This is a genomic window from Neisseria sp. P0006.S009, from assembly GCF_051962915.1.
Classification (GTDB): domain Bacteria; phylum Pseudomonadota; class Gammaproteobacteria; order Burkholderiales; family Neisseriaceae; genus Neisseria; species Neisseria subflava_E.
This window is the reverse complement of record NZ_JBQCUV010000001.1, coordinates 657,946-678,421: the sequence shown is the minus strand read 5'-3', so window position 1 is coordinate 678,421 and position 20,476 is coordinate 657,946. Positions and strand designations below refer to the sequence as shown.

At 49.2% G+C, this 20,476-nt stretch carries 17 protein-coding genes and 1 pseudogene; 9 read left to right on the top strand and 9 right to left on the bottom strand.

Translation table 11 applies throughout. The features are described 5' to 3' along the window. Positions 1 to 12 precede the first annotated feature (12 nt). From ACTHTK_RS03210 to ACTHTK_RS03200, 3 genes and pseudogenes are all read right to left on the bottom strand, one after another. A pseudogene (locus tag ACTHTK_RS03210) lies at positions 13 to 190 on the bottom strand (CRISPR-associated protein Cas4); the annotation flags it as partial. Between the two features lie 148 nt (positions 191 to 338). Next, on the bottom strand, positions 339 to 1,316 hold the full coding sequence (locus ACTHTK_RS03205; RefSeq protein ID WP_049335420.1) for an ABC transporter substrate-binding protein: 978 nt from the start codon (positions 1,314 to 1,316) through the stop codon (positions 339 to 341). Positions 1,317 to 1,373: 57 nt separating this feature from the next. Further along, a complete protein-coding gene (locus ACTHTK_RS03200; RefSeq protein ID WP_440378340.1) occupies positions 1,374 to 3,293 on the bottom strand; it encodes a TonB-dependent receptor in 1,920 nt (639 codons plus the stop codon). A gap of 308 nt (positions 3,294 to 3,601) precedes the next feature. Here ACTHTK_RS03200 and fumC point away from each other — a divergent pair, with 308 nt between their 5' ends. Then, positions 3,602 to 4,990 carry a class II fumarate hydratase gene (gene fumC / locus ACTHTK_RS03195; protein WP_440378339.1) on the top strand — a complete coding sequence of 463 codons (1,389 nt, stop codon included), beginning with the start codon at positions 3,602 to 3,604 and terminating at the stop codon, positions 4,988 to 4,990. A 50-nt stretch (positions 4,991 to 5,040) separates the two neighbouring features. Here the strand turns inward: fumC and ACTHTK_RS03190 are convergent, their stop codons facing one another. Further along, entirely contained in the window at positions 5,041 to 5,565 is a 525-nt protein-coding gene (locus ACTHTK_RS03190; protein WP_440378338.1) for a hypothetical protein, read from the bottom strand. 169 nt (positions 5,566 to 5,734) lie between these two features. Continuing rightward, the gene (gene argH / locus ACTHTK_RS03185; protein ID WP_440378337.1) at positions 5,735 to 7,114 is read right to left on the bottom strand and encodes an argininosuccinate lyase; all 1,380 of its coding nucleotides are present in this window, start codon (positions 7,112 to 7,114) and stop codon (positions 5,735 to 5,737) included. 93 nt (positions 7,115 to 7,207) lie between these two features. Between argH and ACTHTK_RS03180 the strand changes: the two genes are divergently transcribed. Together ACTHTK_RS03180 and acnB are read left to right on the top strand one after the other, a co-directional pair. Continuing rightward, positions 7,208 to 8,245, top strand: coding sequence for a sensor histidine kinase (locus ACTHTK_RS03180; RefSeq protein WP_107723579.1), 1,038 nt, complete (start codon positions 7,208 to 7,210; stop codon positions 8,243 to 8,245). 200 nt (positions 8,246 to 8,445) lie between these two features. Next, positions 8,446 to 11,031 (top strand): bifunctional aconitate hydratase 2/2-methylisocitrate dehydratase, encoded by a 2,586-nt coding sequence (gene acnB, locus ACTHTK_RS03175; RefSeq protein ID WP_107723578.1) that lies wholly within the window; start codon positions 8,446 to 8,448, stop codon positions 11,029 to 11,031. Between the two features lie 182 nt (positions 11,032 to 11,213). Here acnB and ACTHTK_RS03170 read toward each other — a convergent pair whose 3' ends face one another. Next, the gene (locus ACTHTK_RS03170) at positions 11,214 to 12,608 is read right to left on the bottom strand and encodes a DEAD/DEAH box helicase (protein ID WP_107723577.1); all 1,395 of its coding nucleotides are present in this window, start codon (positions 12,606 to 12,608) and stop codon (positions 11,214 to 11,216) included. Positions 12,609 to 13,035: 427 nt separating this feature from the next. Between ACTHTK_RS03170 and ACTHTK_RS03165 the strand changes: the two genes are divergently transcribed. Then, entirely contained in the window at positions 13,036 to 13,386 is a 351-nt protein-coding gene (locus tag ACTHTK_RS03165; RefSeq protein WP_107723576.1) for a hypothetical protein, read from the top strand. A 189-nt stretch (positions 13,387 to 13,575) separates the two neighbouring features. Here ACTHTK_RS03165 and clpX read toward each other — a convergent pair whose 3' ends face one another. After that, on the bottom strand, positions 13,576 to 14,841 hold the full coding sequence (clpX, locus tag ACTHTK_RS03160) for an ATP-dependent Clp protease ATP-binding subunit ClpX (RefSeq protein ID WP_107723575.1): 1,266 nt from the start codon (positions 14,839 to 14,841) through the stop codon (positions 13,576 to 13,578). A 313-nt stretch (positions 14,842 to 15,154) separates the two neighbouring features. Here clpX and ACTHTK_RS03155 point away from each other — a divergent pair, with 313 nt between their 5' ends. Both ACTHTK_RS03155 and ACTHTK_RS03150 read left to right on the top strand, forming a co-directional pair. Next, positions 15,155 to 16,063, top strand: coding sequence for a serine hydrolase (locus tag ACTHTK_RS03155; RefSeq protein WP_371459479.1), 909 nt, complete (start codon positions 15,155 to 15,157; stop codon positions 16,061 to 16,063). Positions 16,064 to 16,171: 108 nt separating this feature from the next. Then, positions 16,172 to 16,945, top strand: coding sequence for a M48 family metallopeptidase (locus ACTHTK_RS03150; RefSeq protein ID WP_107723574.1), 774 nt, complete (start codon positions 16,172 to 16,174; stop codon positions 16,943 to 16,945). 63 nt (positions 16,946 to 17,008) lie between these two features. On the opposite strand, the gene ACTHTK_RS03145 is transcribed toward ACTHTK_RS03150, so the two are convergent. Next, entirely contained in the window at positions 17,009 to 17,503 is a 495-nt protein-coding gene (locus tag ACTHTK_RS03145) for a DMP19 family protein (protein ID WP_199903864.1), read from the bottom strand. Positions 17,504 to 17,615: 112 nt separating this feature from the next. Here ACTHTK_RS03145 and ACTHTK_RS03140 point away from each other — a divergent pair, with 112 nt between their 5' ends. Further along, positions 17,616 to 17,813: a zinc-finger domain-containing protein gene (locus ACTHTK_RS03140; RefSeq protein WP_003745781.1), complete on the top strand. Its 198-nt coding sequence runs from the start codon at positions 17,616 to 17,618 to the stop codon at positions 17,811 to 17,813. 3 nt (positions 17,814 to 17,816) lie between these two features. After that, a complete protein-coding gene (locus ACTHTK_RS03135; protein WP_107723572.1) occupies positions 17,817 to 18,173 on the top strand; it encodes a hypothetical protein in 357 nt (118 codons plus the stop codon). Between the two features lie 6 nt (positions 18,174 to 18,179). Here the strand turns inward: ACTHTK_RS03135 and mutY are convergent, their stop codons facing one another. Then, positions 18,180 to 19,214 (bottom strand): A/G-specific adenine glycosylase, encoded by a 1,035-nt coding sequence (gene mutY / locus ACTHTK_RS03130; protein WP_107723571.1) that lies wholly within the window; start codon positions 19,212 to 19,214, stop codon positions 18,180 to 18,182. Between the two features lie 162 nt (positions 19,215 to 19,376). Here mutY and ACTHTK_RS03125 point away from each other — a divergent pair, with 162 nt between their 5' ends. Further along, positions 19,377 to 20,417: a zinc-dependent alcohol dehydrogenase family protein gene (locus tag ACTHTK_RS03125; protein ID WP_107723570.1), complete on the top strand. Its 1,041-nt coding sequence runs from the start codon at positions 19,377 to 19,379 to the stop codon at positions 20,415 to 20,417. The last annotated feature ends 59 nt before the right edge of the window (positions 20,418 to 20,476 follow it).

Here is a 20,476-nt window from a genome sequence, read left to right as displayed (position 1 = left end):
AATATAATGCTTCTACCTATCCCGTTTTCCCAATAACTCCGGCTGGTAAATTTCCACCAGCGAGCAGGCTTTGCAGCGTTTGCCGTAGTTGGACGGCGGGGTTTGGCTGCTATTTTAGAAGTTCGCGCACGGCAGCGATGGTGGCGTGTGTTTGGGTGTGTAGGTCATCTGAAAAGAGTAGATCGGATCTTGTATCCGACAGCCCCGTTTAGCCGAAATGTCGGATTCAAGAATCCGACCTACGCTGCTGATAATGTCCTTATAGGCATAGGCCGTCTGAAAATAACAAGGCAGATTTCATGGCTACTCCATTATTTTCAGACGGCCTCCCTCCTCGTTTAAGCCAAGAAGAACCCATTATCAGGCAGCTTGCCGCCCAAGAGTTTCGGGTTGAACTGCATCAGGATTTCATAAAACTTCAGAATCTCGTTCTTGACTTCGCTGCCTTTGGTTACCGTCAGCCGCGCGCCGTCCAAGCCCATGACTAGGGCGGGTTCGGGGGCGGGGAGGTAGTTTTTACCAATTTTTGCTGCGCTTTGGCGGTTGGCAAGTATCCAGTTGAGCGCGTTTTTCAAATCCTGATGGAAGATGTCGAACTGCGCTTTGTGCGCGTGGAAATATTCTTCGTTGGCGATGATGCCCGCCATCGGAATCAGCGGTTTGGTGTCAAACGCCTGCCCCCATGCTTTCACCAAATCAAAGCCGCGCACGACATTTACGCCCATGGTTTTGCCTTTAAGTAGGCTGGCGGTTGCCATCGGTTCGGGCAGGATGGCGGCGTGGTAGTCCTTGCTTAAAAACAGCCCCACCGCTTCGGGTGGCGTGGCGGTGTAGGTGATGCCGACTTTGTGTGCGTCGATTTTCAGTTTTTTCAACAAGGCTTGCAGCACGATGTCGGGCATGTCGTTTTTAAACGGCACAAGGATTTTTTTGCCGACCAAATCCTGCGGCGAGGCAATCGCGCTGCCTTTGCACATCAGCTGCGTGATGCCGTTGGTCAAAATATTGACCATGCCGACTTTCTGCCCTTGGTTGCGCAGGTTTACGCCGACATTGCTCGGACTCATCATTACTTTAAATTGTCCGCTCGCTACGCCTGCGCGCAGTTGGTCGGGCGAACGCCAGATTTTCAGCGATACATCCGCCTGCTTCGCCAGCTTGCCTTGCAACGCCGCTACGGCAATGGTAACGCTGGGCATTGCCGGTGCGCCGTACACGGTAAATTGCTCTTTACCGGCTGCCAACAATGAAGGCGAAACGCCTGCGGCTGCCAGCGCGGCAGTCATTTTTAAGAAATCGCGTCTTTTCATATCCATTTTTTATCTCCTAATTCTTGATAAGCCAATGCAGGCATTCTTTCAGACGGCCTGATTTTAAAACGCCGCATGCAAACTCAACCAATATGTCCTGCCCGGTGCATACACCACACTGGGCGACAGGGCGAGAACGTGGTCGCCGCTGATGTGTTCGGCGTATTTTTTGTTGAACACGTTGTTCACGCCCAAGCGCAAGCCGTATTTGTCTTTAATGTTTACGCCTGCGTAAAGGTCGGCAACGGTAAAGCCTTTGGCGGCTTCGCGTTTGTCTATGCCCAAACCGCTTGCGGCATCAAAATCGCCGCGCGTTTGTTTGGCGACAAAGCGTGTTGCTGCGCCGATGTTGTAGCTGCCGTGGGCAAAGTAGTTTTTGTAGTCGGCTTGGACGGCGGCTTCAAACGGACGGATTTGATAGAGCGGTCTGCCGTCGGTTTCGTTGTGTCCGTAGTTGTAGGCGGCTTTGATGCCTGCCGCCCAATGCGGATTGAAGTTGTAACGCGCGTAGGCCTGCGCGGTAAACAATCGTGCGTCCACATTGCGTGTGATGATGCCGCCGCCTTTGGAAGCAGTGCCGCTTTGTCCGCGTGCGCGGTCGAAAATAATCAGGTCTTTGACTTTATCCGCCACAAGCGTGCCACCCACGTTCCAGCCCGCGCCTGCCAGCGAGTTCATATAGCCGTTGTAGTAGTCGTTGCGGCTGTCGGCGGTGAGCTTGATGCGGTTGTGTTTTTCGGTTTTCAGCAGGGGATTGCCTGCGATGGCGGCGGCTGGATTTTGGTTCATCAGCGAGCCGTTCATGCGGTTTTGCACGATGGCGGCAAGCGAGTTGAAGCGTTCGGTGTTGTCGCCGATGCGTTCTAAGTGAGCAAGGGAAACGCCGTATTTTTGCGTTTCAGACGGCGTGAAATCGTATTTGAGTTCGCCTGAGAAGGCATGACGGCGCACTTTGCCGTTGAAGTCGTAGCCGTAATGGGTTTTCCAGATTTGTTGTGATGAGGCGAAGGCAAGGTTGCGGTTCATCGGATGGGCGGGCTGCGCCGTATTTTTGCGAACGTCCGCTTCGTTGATTTCGTAGCTCAAACCCAAGCCCAGTTTGTGTTGGTCGTCAAATTTGTAGGACAGGGTATCGGCGATGCGCCAGCGATCGAGGTGTACATCGGCGAAACGGTAGCCGTTGAGGAAATCGCGCATGGCGGTGTGGGCGTTGCGTTCGCCGTTTTGGCTGTCGTTGCGGTAGCTGACGGCGGCGGTGTTGTGGAACTTGCCGAAGTCCGCATCGTGTTTGAGCGAGAAGTCGTACACTTTGCGGTCAAGCTCTACGAATACTTGCTGCGGCGTGTTGTTTGGGCGCAGGGAGTAATTGTCGGCATGGCGTTTGAGTTTGATGATGCCTGCTTCTGCGCTGACCGTATTGCTTAAATCGGCATTGCCCCAACGCGCGTTGAGTTTAGCGATGTGGCGTTCGGTGTCCAATGCGTCGTTGACGAACTGCGGTTGGCGGTCGTTGTTGATGTCGTCGTGTAGGTAGGTGAGGCGGTATTCCTGGTTTTCAGACGGCACGAAACCGAGTACCAATGCTTGATTGAAACGGCTGTATTTCCAGTCGGTCTGATTGCCGTCGCCGTCTTTATAGCCGTTGGCCTTGGTGTGATTGAGGTTGGCCACGCCGTACACCTTTGCACCACGTGCTTGCGCGGTAACGGAATTGTAAAAACTTTTGCCGTAGAAGCCACTGTTTGCTTTCAGCGGACGGAAGGCTTGGTCTATGTTTTCAGTAACAAAGTAATGATCGCTGCGGTCGGTGCGGTCGAATTGGTTTTCGGGGAAATAGCCTTGTGCGGCGGTTGGTGCAATCGGTTTGGGAGGGGAGAAGGTTTTGACAGGCTGGATTTCATCAGGGTCTGCCAAGGTTTCGGCAAAGCCGTTTGCGGCGGCAAAACTGCTCATTAACAAGCAAATCAAATGTTTTCGTTTCATCTTCATCTCCTGATAATCATTTTTATTCATTATGCTCTTGGAGAGAAGCAAAGTAAAGAAACGATAGGGTATTTATTGTCGATAAACACCTAGCGCAAAATACAAATCGGCAAGGAGGAAAATTTTTAGAAGAGGGGAGCGGCGGCGCAGGTTGTATTTGCCCCGAAATCGGGTTTTATCTTCTATTAGTATTTCAGGTTAATAAAGCAAAAGGCCGTCTGAAAACCTCTCTCTTTTCAGACGGCCTTTTGCTGGGTATAATAAATTTACGAATCATTATTATTTCTGTTTAAATGTAGGAGAAACGCATGAGTACCCGTACCGAACACGACACCATGGGCAATGTCGAAGTCCCGTCCGAAGCTTATTGGGGCGCGCAGACCCAGCGTAGCCGTAACAATTTCAAAATCGGCGGTGAAACCCTGCCGCAGCCGTTGATTTATGCTTTGGCGCTGGTAAAAAAAGCCGCAGCCGCCACCAATGTTTCCCTCGGCAGGATTAAGCCCGAACAGGCGGATTTGATTACGCAGGCGGCGGACGATGTGTTGAACGGCAAGCTCGACGGGCAGTTCCCATTGGTAGTGTGGCAGACCGGCTCCGGCACGCAATCCAATATGAACATGAACGAAGTGCTGGCGAACCGCGCCAACGAAATCGCTGGTACGGGTTTGGCGGCGTATCAGCCCGTCCATCCCAACGACCATGTGAACCACGCGCAATCGACCAACGACGCGTTCCCGACTGCCATCCACGTTGCTGCCGCGATTGAAATCAACCGCCACCTTATTCCGGCGGTAAAAGCCTTGCGCGACACGTTGGACAAAAAAGCCCAAGCTTTTGCCCCTATCGTCAAAATCGGCCGTACCCATTTGCAAGACGCAACGCCGCTAACTTTGGGACAAGAATTTTCCGGCTACGTTTCCCAGCTCGATCACGGTTTAGGCCGTCTGAACGATGCACTTAAAGATTTGTATGAACTCGCCTTGGGCGGTACGGCGGTCGGTACGGGCTTAAACAGCCATCCCGAATACGCCGAAAAAGCCGCCGCCAAACTCGCCGAATTGTCCGGCCTGCCGTTTGTCAGCGCGCCGAACAAATTTGAAGCCTTGGGCGGACGCGATGCTGCCGTTGCCGCTTCGGGCGCATTGAAAACGCTTGCGGCAAGCCTGAACAAAATCGCCAACGACATCCGCTGGCTGGCAAGCGGCCCGCGTTGCGGTTTGGGCGAAATAAAAATCCCTGAAAACGAGCCGGGTTCGTCCATCATGCCGGGCAAAGTCAACCCAACCCAATGCGAAGCGATGACCATGGTGTGCTGCCAAGTGTTCGGCAACGACGTCACCATCGGCATGGCAGGCGCATCGGGCAATTTCGAGCTGAACGTCTATATGCCCGTTATCGCTTACAATCTCTTGCAATCCATCCGCCTGTTGGGCGATGCGTGCAACAGCTTCAACGAGAACTGCGCCGTCGGCATTGAACCCGTACCGGAAAAAATCGATTATTTCTTGCACCATTCTCTGATGTTGGTTACTGCGTTAAACCGCAAAATCGGCTACGAAAACGCCGCCAAAGTCGCCAAAACCGCCTATAAAAACGACAAATCGTTGCGCGAAACCGCCATCGAATTGGGCTTGTTGACGGGAGAAGAGTTTGATGAATTGGTCGTTCCTGCCGATATGGTTCATCCGCGTTAAGCTTTAATAATGAAACATGCCGTCTGAAAATGTTTTCAGACGGCATGTTTTTATGCTGCGCTTGTCTTTTCTTCGAATAGGGCAAAAATCATTGGCGTCAGATTGATGCCCATTAGAAACATTATTGAGCTCAGAAATGTACGCCAGGCGTAATGCCATGCCTCCGTTCTGTCTGCTTGGGGTAGGAGCGATGCAGTATAGCGGTTGTGTAGGGTTTTTGCGGTGTCATTGTTTTCCAAATAGTCCAACGAAAGTACCAATAATTTGCCCGTGTCTTTGTGTTGCAAGAATTTTGCATGTTCAACCCAGATGCCCGGCTTGGCATGTTCGCATAAAGATTCAATGCCGACGCAAGAGGCCAAGCTATTTTGGTTGTTTTGCAAAATCGACAGCTCGTTTTTTTCAGCCTGCATGGTGGCGGCGGAGGTTTGATGAAGGTATGCGCTCATGCCGTTGCTCTCTATTGCTTGAAAATCATGGAGCTGGCTGAATCCGCCATTTTCCCAGGCAACGAATACGGCATAGCATCCGCAGCATAGGCAGATCATGATCAATTTTAAGACAATGTTTTTCATCCTTGCTCCTTTTGTATGAAGATGGCGGCAAAGTCAGGAGGCGTGTTTTCTCGTTTGAAGGTAAGTTTAGGTTTTATCTGTTTTTATTGTGAAGTTGAGTGTAACACGGGCAATCAAAAGGCCGTCTGAAAATTTTCAGACGGCCTTTTACTTATGTGTTTAGATGGGTTTAAGCCAATAATTCACGCCAGCGTTTGACTTGGAAACGGACTTGTTCAGGCGCGGTGCCGCCCAAGTGGTTGCGTGCGTTTAAGCTGCCTTCGGGTGTCAGTACGCTGTACACGTCGTCGGCAATCAAACCGCTGAAACCTTGCAAGATTTCAAGTGGCAATTCGCTCAAATCAACGCCTGCTTCATCGGCATGGCGCACGGCTTGGGCAACGACTTCGTGGCTGTCGCGGAAAGGCATGCCTTTTTTCACCAAGTAATCCGCCAAGTCGGTAGCCGTTGCAAAACCCTGCATTACGGCGGCGCGCATATTGTCGGGTTTGACGGTCACGCCGCGCATCATGTCGGCGTAAATGCGCAGGGTGTCGATAAGCGTGTCGGCAGTGTCAAACAAAGGCTCTTTGTCTTCCTGATTGTCTTTGTTGTATGCCAAAGGTTGTGATTTCATTAGGGTAACCAGGCCGATCAGGTGGCCAATCACGCGACCGGATTTACCGCGCACAAGTTCGGGTACGTCGGGGTTTTTCTTTTGCGGCATGATGGACGAGCCGGTGCAGAAACGGTCGGCAATATCGATAAAGCCGAAACGCGGGCTCATCCACAAAATCAATTCTTCGGAAAGACGACTCAGGTGAACCATAATCAGAGAAGCAGCAGCTGTGAACTCAATGGCAAAATCGCGGTCAGATACGGCATCAAGCGAGTTCTGGCAGATTTGCTCAAAGCCCAACAGCTCGGCGGTAATTTCGCGTTGAATCGGGTAGGTGGTACCGGCCAGTGCGGCGGCACCGAGCGGCATACGGTTGACGCGTTTGCGGCAGTCGGCCATGCGCTCGAAATCGCGGCCGAGCATTTCAACGTAGGCGAGCATGTGATGCCCGAAGCTGACCGGCTGGGCAACTTGCAGGTGGGTAAAGCCGGGCATGACGGTTTCGGCGTTTTGTTCTGCCAAATCGACCAAGGCCGTCTGAAGGTTTTGAATCAGGCTTTGAATAACGGTAATTTGATCACGCAGCCACAGGCGGATGTCGGTAGCGACTTGATCGTTGCGGCTGCGGCCGGTGTGCAGGCGTTTGCCGGCATCGCCGATTTTGTCGGTAAGGCGGCGTTCGATGTTCATGTGGACATCTTCCAAATCCAGCGACCAGGGAATCGTTCCTTCTTTGATTTCTGCTATAATCTCGGCCATGCCCTGACGGATGGCGGAGAGGTCGTCTTCGCTCAAAACGCCCGACTGTGTCAGCATTTGCGCGTGTGCCAGCGAGCCTTGGATGTCCCATTCTGCCAGTCGTTTGTCAAAATCAATCGAGCCGGTATATTTTTTGACCAGCTCGGAAACAGGTTCGTTAAAACGGCCTGACCAGGTTTTGTCCTTGCTCATATCAGCATCCTTAAAATATAAATAAAAAAACAGGGTCTACGTCTTCAATATAGCAGACCCGTCTATACATTATGAAAGAAAACGGTTGAAATCATGTCTATTATACGTCAAATAAACCAGAATTTCGCAGTGCCGGATTTGCGCAATTCCGCAACTCTGGTGCGCCTGCTCATTGTTTTGTTAATCAGTTTGTTTATCTTTCCGTTGATGACGGTATCGGGCGTGCCTTATCCGGAACAGATTTTCCAACATTTTTCATGGGCTTGCCCCGTCATCCTCTTAATTTTACTCAAGGTCTATTTCTTACAGGCATTTGCGCCGTCCCTGCTTCGCTCGCAGTACAGCGTTGTGGTTTCCTACGTCTCCAACCTGCTGATTTTCTTGTTTGTCGATCTAGTGATTTTGAAGACGGAAATTTGGCCGCTGATTCAACACTTCTTCTTGCTGACCTTTTTTTGTTTCAGTTTCATGTACATCGAAGCATCCCGTCGCAACAGCCTTGCACCTTCCATTTCCGAAGCTAGACTGAGCGCATTGACGGCGCGTATCCGTCCGCATTTCTTGTTTAACAGCCTGAATGCCGCCATCAGCTTAATCCGTCTGCGTCCGTATGATGCGGAAACTTTGCTGGAGAATCTGGCCAACCTGTTCCGCGCACAACTGCGCGACGGTAGTCAAAACAGCACCTTGGGGCAGGAAATCGAGTGGGCGCAGGAATATATTGCCATCGAGCAAATCCGCATGGGACATATGCGCGTACAGGTTATGTGGCAGCACCATGCGCCCGATGATGCAGAAACGCCGCATCTGCTGTTGCAACCGCTTTTGGAAAATGCCGTATTTCATGGTGTCGAATCTATCCACCGTCCAGGGATAATTACGGTATTAACAAAATTGGAAAAATCATCTATTTTTATCAGTATCGAAAATCCGTGCGGAACGGAACCTAATGAAAATACCAAGCCGCATAAAGGTAATTCTATGGCTCTGCGCAATCTGAAAGAGCGCCTGACTCTGATGTATGACACCGACGCGAAAATCAGATATATCCAATCAGACGGCCTGTTCCGCGTTGAAATCATATTGCCGTACCGTAAAAAATCAGCCGAAGTTTCCCGTCTGTTTGGCTAAAAAGCCTAGAAGAGGGCGGCTTTAGATAGGTTGAACTATTAACACATTAAACAAAATAGTTTAAATTTATTACATTCAGCAACATAACTGTTCCCATTTTTTGAAAACTGGTCTATGATGCTTAAAAGGATTGTTTACAATCCTTAATTGCAAATCATTTGCAACTGCCCAGAAGAAAAAACAGAAAAAGGAACAAAGAGATGTTAGAAGCCTATCGTAAAGCCGCCGCCGAGCGCGCCGCCCTTGGTATTCCCCCCCTTCCTCTGACTGCTCAGCAGACTGCTGATTTGGTTGAGCTGCTGAAAAATCCACCTGCCGGTGAAGGTGAGTTCTTGGTTGAGCTGTTGGCTCACCGCGTACCGCCCGGTGTGGACGATGCCGCCAAAGTTAAAGCCTCATTTTTGGCTGCCGTTGCCGAAGGCAGCGCATCCAGTCCGCTGATTTCCCCTGAGTATGCTACCGAGCTGTTGGGTACCATGCTTGGCGGTTACAACATTCATGCACTCATCGAACTCTTGGACAATGACAAACTTGCACCTATCGCTGCAAATGGTCTGAAACATACTCTGTTGATGTTTGACTCTTTCCACGATGTTCAAGAAAAAGCCGAAAAAGGCAATAAATACGCGCAAGAAGTATTGCAATCTTGGGCAGATGCCGAATGGTTCACTTCCCGCGCCAAAGTTCCAGAAAAAATCACTGTTACCGTCTTCAAAGTCGACGGCGAAACCAATACAGACGACCTCTCTCCAGCGCCTGACGCATGGAGCCGTCCTGATATCCCTCTGCACGCGCTGGCTATGTTGAAAAACCCGCGCGACGGCATCAACCCTGACAAACCGGGCGAAGTCGGTCCGATTAAATTGTTGGAAGAACTCAAAGCCAAAGGTCATCCTGTTGCTTACGTTGGCGACGTGGTCGGTACCGGTTCTTCACGTAAATCTGCTACCAACTCCGTGATTTGGCATACAGGCGAAGATATTCCGTTCGTACCGAACAAACGTTTCGGCGGCGTATGCCTGGGTGGCAAAATTGCTCCTATTTTCTTCAATACTCAAGAAGACTCCGGCGCATTGCCGATTGAAGTTGATGTGTCTGCTCTGAAAATGGGCGATGTCGTCGATATCCTGCCTTATGAAGGCAAAATCGTGAAAAACGGCGAAACCGTTGCCGATTTTGAATTGAAATCACAAGTATTGCTGGACGAAGTCCAAGCAGGTGGCCGTATCAACCTGATTATCGGTCGCGGTCTGACTGCCAAAGCGCGCGAAGCACTGAAATTGCCTGCTTCTACCGAGTTCCGTCTGCCTCAAGCGCCAGCTGAAAGCAAAGCCGGTTTCACATTGGCTCAAAAAATGGTTGGTCGCGCCTGCGGTTTGCCGGAAGGCAAAGGCGTGCGTCCGGGTACTTACTGCGAACCACGCATGACTACTGTCGGCTCGCAAGATACTACTGGTCCGATGACTCGTGACGAATTGAAAGACCTGGCTTGCTTGGGCTTCTCAGCAGATATGGTGATGCAGTCTTTCTGTCACACCGCGGCTTATCCAAAGCCTGTCGATGTGAGAACTCATAAAGAATTGCCTGCTTTTATCTCTACCCGTGGCGGTGTATCCCTGCGTCCGGGTGATGGCGTGATTCACTCATGGCTCAACCGTCTGCTGTTGCCTGATACAGTTGGTACCGGCGGCGACAGCCACACCCGTTTCCCTATCGGTATTTCTTTCCCTGCCGGCTCCGGCTTGGTTGCTTTCGCAGCAGCTACTGGTGTGATGCCGCTCGATATGCCTGAGTCCGTATTGGTACGCTTCAGCGGCAAACTGCAACCGGGTGTAACCCTGCGTGACTTGGTGAACGCCATTCCGTTGTACGCGATTAAACAAGGTTTGCTGACTGTTGCTAAAGCTGGTAAGAAAAACATCTTCTCCGGCCGCATCCTCGAAATCGAAGGCCTGCCTGATTTGAAAGTGGAACAAGCTTTTGAATTGACTGACGCATCTGCCGAACGCTCCGCCGCAGGCTGTACTGTGAAGCTCAACAAAGAGCCGATTATCGAGTACATGAAATCCAACATTGTGTTGATGAAAAACATGATTGCCAACGGCTATCAAGATTCGCGCACTTTGGAACGCCGTATCAAAGCCATGGAAGCATGGTTGGCAAATCCTGAATTGCTCGAAGCGGATAAAGATGCCGAATACGCTGCCGTGATTGAAATCAACATGGACGACATTAAAGAGCCGATTATTGCTTGCCCGAACGACCCAGACGACGTGTGCTTCATGTCTGAACGCTCCGGCACCAAAATTGACGAAGTGTTCATCGGTTCTTGTATGACCAACATCGGCCACTTCCGCGCAGCCTCCAAACTCTTGGAAGGTAAAACCGACATCCCGGTACGTCTGTGGATGGCACCTCCAACCAAAATGGATGCGAAAGAGTTGTCTGACGAAGGTCACTACGGCGTACTCGGCCGTGCAGGTGCGCGTATGGAAATGCCGGGTTGCTCATTGTGTATGGGTAACCAAGCACAAGTACACGAAGGCGCGACTGTAATGTCCACTTCTACCCGTAACTTCCCGAACCGCTTGGGTAAAAACACCTTTGTTTACCTCGGCTCAGCTGAGTTGGCGGCGATCTGCTCTAAACTGGGTAAAATCCCGACTGTTGAAGAATACCAAGCCAATATCGGTATCATCAACGAGCAGGGCGACCAAATCTACCGTTACATGAATTTCAACGAAATCGACAGCTACAATGAAGTAGCCGAAACCGTGAATGTTTAATGTAACAAGGTAAACCGATTTTCAGACGACCTTAAATAATAAAGGCCGTCTGAAACGGAAAAATAAAGGGCGTGTTCATCACGTCCTTTTTATTTTTAGTTTAATAAAAGGCCGTCTGAAAGATAAGTTTCAGACGGCCTTTGCTTAGGATAAATAATCAGAAACCGATTAATCAGCGTTGTTTACTTTACGCCAAAACCAGGTTGGAGCAGGGCGCAAGGCTGACGCTCGTGACGGCTGCGGCGTGTTCTGCCGGCAATTTTGCCGCAGACAATACCCGGATCGTTTTTCTCTTCTGCTTTTTTCGAGCTTTTGTCTGATTTATTCGCGTATTCGTTGCGTTTGTTTCTATCATCGCGGCGAGAGCGGCTGTCGTTGTGTTGAACCGGTTGCGCTTTGGCTTCATCTTGATTGTCGTTGCCCCACCAATGCGGCTCAAAGCCTTCGATGCGTTCCACATTCAAATCGCTGCCGATCAGCTCTTTAATGGATTCAAACATTTTCTGTTCGGTTTTATCCATCAAGGAAATGGCAACGCCGTCGGCACCGGCCCGGCCGGTACGTCCGATGCGGTGAACGTAGTCTTCAGGTTGGGTTGGCAGCTCGTAGTTGATGACGAAAGGCAACTCGGCAATATCCAAGCCGCGCGCTGCAACGTCGGTGGCAACCAAAACGCGTAATGTGCCTTCTTTAAAGGCATTGAGGGTTTCCAGTCGGCTTTGTTGGGATTTGTCGCCGTGGATGGATTGGGCGGCAATGTTGCGGCGGACGAGGTCGCGGGTAACTTGATCGACGCTTTGTTTGGTTTTGCAGAATACAATGACTTGATTCATATGCAAATCAACAATCAGACGTTCGAGCAGGTTGCGCTTTTTGAGTGCATCAACGGCAATGATGTGTTGCTCGACATTGGCGTTGGTGGTGTTTTGCGCGGCCACCTCGACCATTTCAGGCGTGTGCATAAAATCTTGTGCAAGCTTGCGGATAGGCGGTGAGAAAGTGGCGGAAAAAAGCAGGGTTTGTCGCTGTTTGGGCAACATCTGCATGATTTTGCGGATATCGTCGATGAAACCCATATCAAGCATACGGTCGGCTTCATCGAGTACAACGATTTCAACTTTGTTTAAATTGATGTTTTTTTGTTTAACGTGGTCGAGCAGTCGGCCAACCGTAGCGACAACGATTTCGCAACCGGCGCGCAAGTCGGCAGTTTGTTTGTCCATGTTGACGCCGCCGAAGAGGACGGTATGGCGCAAAGGAAGATTTTTAATATAGGCCTGTACGTTTTGGTCAATTTGATCAGCCAGTTCGCGGGTCGGGGTCAATACCAACATGCGGACGGGGTGCATGGCAGGGGAGGTGCTGGATGTGGCGTAGCGTTTCAGGCGTTCGAGGCTGGGCAGCATAAAGGCGGCGGTTTTACCTGTGCCGGTTTGTGCTGCGGCCAAAAGGTCGTGTCCTGCCAAGGCTTTAGGAATCGCTGCGGCTTGGATAGGCGTCGGGTTTTCATAACCCTGATCGGTCAGGGCAGAGACTAATTCGCTGCCTAAACCGAGTGAAGAGAAAGGATTCATGATGGTGGCTTTCTGTTCAGACGGCCTTTTGAATGGTGAGGCCGTCTGAAAAATCTGATTCTGAAATGGATAAACCGCAGTATGATTTTGATTCTGCGGTTTGAAAAAAGGGGTACGGAACTATCCGGTAAGTAGTCCATTATGCCATAAAAAGAGGGACTCCCCAAATGATGGTTGCAGCTAAAATCGTCTAAGTTTTGATATTTTTACAGTTCAAAAACAGAAAAAGTTACTGGCCTGCAAGGTTTTGAGTTTATTGGGAATTAAGCATTTGTCTTAACATCAATAGGATTAATTTATCAAAAACTTACAGGATGAAATGAAACTAAATTGGAATTGGGTACTCAATATTGAGGTGCAGGGCTGTTTGACAGCCTGTATCTCCCGTTTAACGGTAAACCATAAAATTAAAATTTAGGAATATACAATTATGAAAACTTTATTGATCGCTCTTGCAACCGGTAGCCTGATGTTGGCAGCTTGTTCTTCTTCCAAACCCGCTGAAGAAGCGGCAGCACCACGCGTCACTGTTGAAGAAGCAATGACCCAATGCCAACAGGCATCTGGTGAAAATGCTGACCGTGCTGTGTTTGATGCCTGCATGAAAGACAAAGGCTATCAACGTACGGCTGAGTCAGCTGCTTCCGAGCCCGCTGCCTCTGAACCGGTAGCAGCGCCTGAGGATGTTGCTCCTGAAGCTGCCGCATCCGAGCCTGCTGCTAAAGCTGCTCCTGCTAAAGCCGCTCCTGCAAAAAAAGCTGCTAAAAAAGCAAAAAAATAAGCTTCATAAAATTCAAGGAAGTCACTCTCATCAATACTCCGGATGAAGACAGACTTAGAGCAACTTGAAAACAAAGGCCGTCTGAATATGTTTCAGACGGCCTTTGTTTCGTATATAGAATTGTTCGGCAATATAGTTTAATTCAAAAAAAGACGTGTACGGTTACACGTCTTTTTCAAAGAATCAGTTTTACTGTTTGTATTCGCTGCCGTCTTTGCGGAAAAGTTTTGGCTGCTCGCCTTTTTCTACCACCTCTTTATTGATGACGACTTTGGCGACGTCTTTCAAATCTGGCAGGGCATACATGGTGTCCAAGAGGCAGCGTTCGACGATAGAGCGCAGGCCGCGCGCACCGGTTTTGCGTTCCATTGCCAGTTTGGCGATGCTGCGCAAAGCGTCTTCTTCAAACTCAAGGCTGACATCTTCCATTTCAAACAAGGTTTGATATTGTTTGACCAAGGCGTTTTTCGGTTCGGTCAAAATGTTGACCAAAGCGTCTTCGTCCAATTCCTCCAATGTGGCAATCACGGGCAGACGGCCGATCAACTCAGGAATCAAACCGAATTTAATCAAGTCTTCAGGCTCGACGGTTTCAAACAGGGCTGAAATATCGGCGTTTTCATCTTTGCTGTGTACCGCTGCACCAAAGCCGATACCTCCTTTTTCAGTACGTTGGCGGATGACTTTTTCCAAGCCGGCAAATGCGCCGCCGCAGATAAAGAGGATGTTGGTGGTATCAACATTGATGAATTCTTGGTTCGGATGTTTGCGTCCGCCTTGAGGAGGAACGCTGGCTACAGTGCCTTCAATCAGTTTCAGCAAGGCTTGTTGCACACCTTCGCCGGATACGTCACGCGTGATGGACGGGTTGTCGCTTTTGCGTGAGATTTTATCGATTTCATCGATATAGACGATGCCGCGCTGGGCTTTTTCAACGTCAAAATCACATTTGCCCAAAAGTTTGGTGATGATTTGTTCGACGTCTTCACCGACATAACCGGCTTCGGTCAAAGTTGTGGCATCTGCCATGACAAAAGGGACATCCAGTTTGCGCGCCAAAGATTGCGCCAACAGGGTTTTACCTGAGCCGGTCGGACCGATAAGCAGGATGTTGGATTTGGACAATTCGACTTTGCCCTCTGCTTTCGGGTGGTGCAGGCGTTTGTAGTGGTTGTAAACCGATACTGCCAACGCTTTTTTTGCGTGTTCCTGACCGATAACGTGGTCGTTGAGGTTGGCAACGATTTCGGCCGGGGTAGGCAGTTTTTTCTCGGCGTTTTCTTCTTTCGCTTTGACAAGCTCGTTTTCAATTTCGCCGGATTCGTTGTCTTGCAGCATTATGCCGCAAGTTTCTACACATTCGTTGCAGATGAAGGCGTGTTCGCCTTCGATCAGGTTTTTAACGTCGTTTTCAGACTTCCCGCAGAATGAACAGGTGCGTTTTTCTTCAGACATAATAATTTCTTCGTATGGTTGTATGGAGGCTGTGTTGTAAAGGGGGAACAGATATTTCGGGCGTATTGCCGGATTGAGGGAATGCCTCTGACAAAGGAGCCTAAGTATAATGACTATCTTGTGTTTTTTCAAATCAGAGCAGGCATTGCGCCGTATCGTCTAAGAAACAGATGAGGGCGTGGGATTTGAATATCTTGCTAACAAACGCAAAGTTTTCTCAACTCGCTTTACAATTGTCGAAAAATTTAACAGAATGTTGAATTAAATGTATTTTTTTGAATTGGCAGATATGAAAATCTATAAAACTTTAGGAATGGTATGGACAGGTGTGGCATTGGCCTTTGCTTCTGCGCCTGCCGTTGCCAATGATATGGATGTATTGGGACAATTTTTGGAGCAAAATTTCCCAGTGCAAAATGACCCGCTGGAAGCTTTTGCATTGAGTCATGCCGACCAAGTCGAAGCTCAAGCCGCTTTGGCAGGTCCTCTGCTGTCTTCGCAATCTGCTTTGATTTTCAATAATAAAACCGGTGAAGTGCTGTATCAGAAAAACCCTGATCGTGTCATGCCGATTGCCTCTATTTCCAAATTGATGAGCGCGATGGTGGTTTTGGATGCGCATCTGGATATGAACGAGCCGATTACGATTACCGAGGCTGAAATCGACCGTTTGAAAGGTACGGGCAGCCGTTTGAGCATCGGCACGACGCTGACACGCGGCGAACTGTTGCACCTGAGCCTGATGAGCAGTGAAAACCGTGCTACTCATGCATTGGGCCGTACGTATCCGGGCGGTATGAGCGCATTTGTTGCGGCTATGAATGCCAAAGCGCAAAGCCTGGGTATGACCAGCAGTCGTTTCTATGAGCCTACCGGTTTGAATTTCCAAAACGTTTCCACTGCACGCGATTTGAACCGCATGGTTGCGGCAGCCAGTAAGTATCCGCTGATTCGCAAAAATTCGACTTCAAATTACGGCTCGGTTTGGACGGCAAATGGTCGTCAAAACTACAAAAACTCCAATGCCTTGGTGCGTGAGGGCAGCTGGAATATCGAATTGCAGAAAACCGGCTATATTCGTGAAGCAGGACGTTCTATGGTGGTTAAGGCCAATGTACAGAATCAGCCGATTACCATTGTATTGCTCAACTCTCCGTCTTCCACAACCCGCGTGAACGATGCGCGTAAGATTGAGTCTTGGATGCTGCAGCGCCGTTCTTAAATATTACGCTTAAAGGCCGTCTGAAACCGTTCAGACGGCCTTTTGTGTAAAGGATATTAAATTTGGGTACAATGTCGTTACATTAATTTTAAAACACAGAGAGAAAACATGTTGAAAAAATGGAATAAAAAATATTGGGCCGGCATGGGTGTGATTTTGGCGTTGACCGGCTGTACTTCTGTAGCGGATATGGTTGGCTACGATACTGCGACTTTGAATGAAGATGCTGCCAAAAGTTACTCACAAGTCATTCAAAACGCGCGTGGTCAAAAAGCTTTGGATGTTTCATCTCCAACTGCTCAACGCGTTCAACGCGTGTTTGCACGTCTGCGTCCTCATGCTGAGCGCGCCAACAAAACCGGCGTGCCTTTCAACTGGCAGATGAACGTTATCCGCAGTGATGAAATGAACGCATGGGCAATGCCGGGCGGTAAAATGGCCGTGTACACCGGTATAGTAGAGAAATTGAAGCTGACTGATGATGAAATTGCCGCCGTTGTCGGCCATGAAATGACCCATGCTTTGTTGGAACACAGTAAAAAAGCTTTGGGCGGACAAGTATTGACCGGCTTGGGCGGTTCGATTTTGGCCAGCTCAACCGGTGTGGATGGTGATTTGGTCGGTTTGGGTGCAGATTTGTTGGCGACCAAACCGTTCTCACGTTATCAGGAAAGCGAAGCGGATGCCGGCGGTGTGCGTTTGATGGCTGAAGCAGGCTACAATCCTGAGGCTGCGGTAAGTGTGTGGGAAAAAATGAACAAAGTACAGGGCGGCAGCTCATTGGCTATTTTGTCGACCCATCCGACCAATCAGGCGCGTATCAATGCGATCCGCAAAATGTTGCCTGAAGTGATGCCGATTTATCAGAAAAACAAACGTTAATTTGACGTATTGATGATTTTGCCGGTTTGAACAGATGATTCAAACCGGCAAAGTTTTATGGTTTCAGTCTGACAGTTTGGCAAATTTATCCCAATTTGCCTGAACGTACGCTGCCGCAGTTTCCAAGTCTTCATCGGCAACGTCATAATAATCGCCGTCAAGCTCTTCAAAATCGGGAAAAGCTTTGCGGATTTCGTCGAAATCCCTTTGCTCGTCTGCCATTTTTTCAATGGATTCGCCGTGTTTTTCGTACAGAGCCTTGGCTTTGTCTAAGATTTTTGGTATCGGCTTGATGCGCCAGCGGCGCAGGCTGTCAGCAACCGGATTGCCGAAGATGTATTCTCCGTATCCTGAAGCGATAAGCTGTACAAAGCCGCCTTCTTGAACCTGGCTGTCGAGGTAACAAAGTGCGATTAATGTATGCTGTTCGTCGTTGAGGCTGGACATGTCTTCATCGCCTGTCTGTTCAGTGTGATCCAAATAGGCTGCACTGAGTGTATAAAGAAATGAAGCGGAATCGGAAGTATCGAAATCTTGAAGGCGGAGCAGGGTAGTCATCATCATCAAAGGCCGTCTGAAAAAAGTGATTATATAATGTTTTCAGTCGAACCTAGCGGCCGTTTTGCTTTACAATATCGGAAGATAAGAAAACATAGTGAGGAACCAAACCATGAGTACACAATCTGAAAAAAACGTTGTAGTCATCAAGCCGCAGGATTTGCCGCTGCATTGCTCCGGCCCTAATCATGAAACATGGAACGGCCATCCGCGTGTGTTCTTGCCGATTCAGTCCAACAGTGAGATTGAATGCCCGTATTGCGGCACTTATTACCGGCTTGATGGCGAGATTCCGCATCACCATTACTAATCTATGCCTATGTTGAATAAAATTATCTGCGCTTTGTGCGTGAGTTTGTGCGTTTCGTGCGGCTCGTATAAAGCCGTGCGTCCAGACGCGCCGTTACCGGTCATTGCACAGGCGCAGACGTATTCTGTCCGTTATCAATCCGTACAAGGTCGGACGATTACTGCAATTTATATCAACAGCCACAGCCCGATGATGGTTGAGTTGCGTGAAGGCAATACGGTTGAGAAACTGGCGCAAGTCCGCTTGCAGAGTCAGGGTGTCGAGTACGCCAATCCAAGCTCGCGTTGGCAAATTGGCGATGGTTTTGCCGTATTGATTCGCGGTGGGAAAGAAGTTGTATTTAAAGAGATTGTGGAATAGGGCGGTTTAGCCTTTCGCCAAATATTTGATTAAAGGTTTGGGTAAACCATAATCCGCCAACTGTTCCGCTGATATCCAAAGGCCGTCTGAAAGATGTTCAGACGGCCTTTGTTGCGTCTGAAAAGGGGTAATCATCAATAAGCGGTGGGTCAGGCGGTGGGTAAATGTGGTTTGTTCTTCAAGGCCGTCTGAAACAATACCGAAGCGTTCGGCGTAAGCATACAAATCGTCTAATTTTTCAAAACAGGGGACGCAATACAGACCGCCCCAAATGCCTTTGGCAGGGCGTTTTTCAAGCAATAATGCGCCGTCAGTGTGGTGAATAATCAGCCAATAAAGCGGTAGGGTTTGCACTTCGGGGGCAGTTTTTTTGCGGGGCAGCTCGTCAATGCGGTTTTGTTTTTTTGCTTCGCAGATGTCTGCCATCGGGCATTGATGGCACAAAGGTTTTGTTCGTTTGCAGACGGTTGCGCCCAAGTCCATCAAGCCTTGCGTGTAGGCAGGCATATCAGTGTTTTCAGACGGCAGTAGGCTTTCGGCAAGCGTCCAAAGCGAGTTTTCAAATTTCTTATCTTGCGGATTGCCGTCTTGGGCAAAGACACGGCAGAGAACGCGTTTGACGTTGCCGTCCAAGATGGTTTCTCGTCGGTTAAAAGCAAAGGCAGAAATAGCGGCGGCGGTACTTCTGCCTACGCCGCAGAGCGTTTCTAAGTCTTTGCGTTCGGATGGAAAGATACCGCCGAATTGTCTGACGACTTGTTGCGCTGCTTTGTGCAGATTGCGTGCGCGGCTGTAATAGCCCAAGCCTGCCCACAAGGATAAAACCTCGTCTTGCTGCGCAGCGGCAAGCGATTGCACGGTTGGGAATTTGGCTAAGAAACGCGGATAGTAGTCCAATACGGTAGCAACCTGCGTTTGTTGGAGCATGATTTCTGAAAGCCAGACGGAATAGGGGTCTTTGATCTGCCAAGGCAAGTCGTGACGGCCATGCTGCCGTTGCCAATCGATGAGTCGTTGTGCAAAGGATGTGTGTGTGTTCATTAATATTTACTTTTTAATTATTTATTTTTAAAACAGCATGTTACACTATAACATGCAAAATAATAATCAGGATTGACTTATCTGGTAGAGGGGTATATAAATATAGTTAACGTGGATTTACGCTGTATTGTTAAAGTTTATTAACTGCTCAAGGAGATTCACATGAAAGCAATGGTTTATCATGGCGCAAACGACATCCGTTTCGAAGAAAAACCCCGCCCTCAAATTATCGATCCGACCGATGCAGTCGTCAAAATCGTTAAAACCACAATTTGCGGTACTGACTTGGGTATTTGGAAAGGTAAAAACCCTGAAGTTGCCGACGGTCGTATTCTCGGTCATGAGGGTATCGGTATTGTAGAAGAAGTCGGCGATGCTGTAAAAAACATCAAAGTCGATGATAAAGTCATTATTTCATGTGTTAGCAAATGCTGTACTTGCGACAACTGTAAAATCCAACTTTATTCACACTGCCGCAACGGCGGTTGGATCTTGGGCTATATGATTGACGGTACTCAGGCCGAATACGTCCGTACGCCTTATGCAGACAACAGCTTGGTTCCGCTGCCTGACAACGTCAACGAAGAAGTTGCCCTGCTGTTGAGCGATGCTTTGCCGACCGCCCACGAAATCGGCGTGCAATATGGCGATGTGAAACCTGGCGATACCGTATTCATCGCCGGTGCCGGCCCTGTCGGTATGTCTGCATTGCTGACTGCGCAACTGTATAGCCCTGCTGCCATCATCGTTTGCGATATGGACGAAAACCGCTTGAAACTGGCGAAAGAATTGGGCGCGACCCATACCATCAACCCTGCTTCCGGCGATGTAAGCAAACAAGTTGCCGCTATCGTCGGCGAAGACGGCGTAGATTGCGCCATCGAAGCGGTCGGTATCCCTGCAACTTGGAATATGTGCCAAGACATCGTGAAACCCGGCGGCCATATTGCTGTGGTCGGTGTGCATGGTCAATCCGTTGATTTCAAACTGGAAAAACTTTGGATTAAAAACCTTGCCATCACAACAGGCCTGGTTAACGCGAATACCACCGAAATGCTGATGAAAGCCATTTCCAGCAGCTCAGTGGATTACACCAAAATGATGACCCACCATTTCAAATTCAGCGAATTGGAAAAAGCTTACGATGTATTCAAACACGCTGCTGAAAACCAAGCCATGAAAGTGGTTTTGGAAGCGGATTGATTTGAAAATCGCTTAATATGCCGTTAATTAAAGGCCGTCTGAACATTCAGACGGCCTTT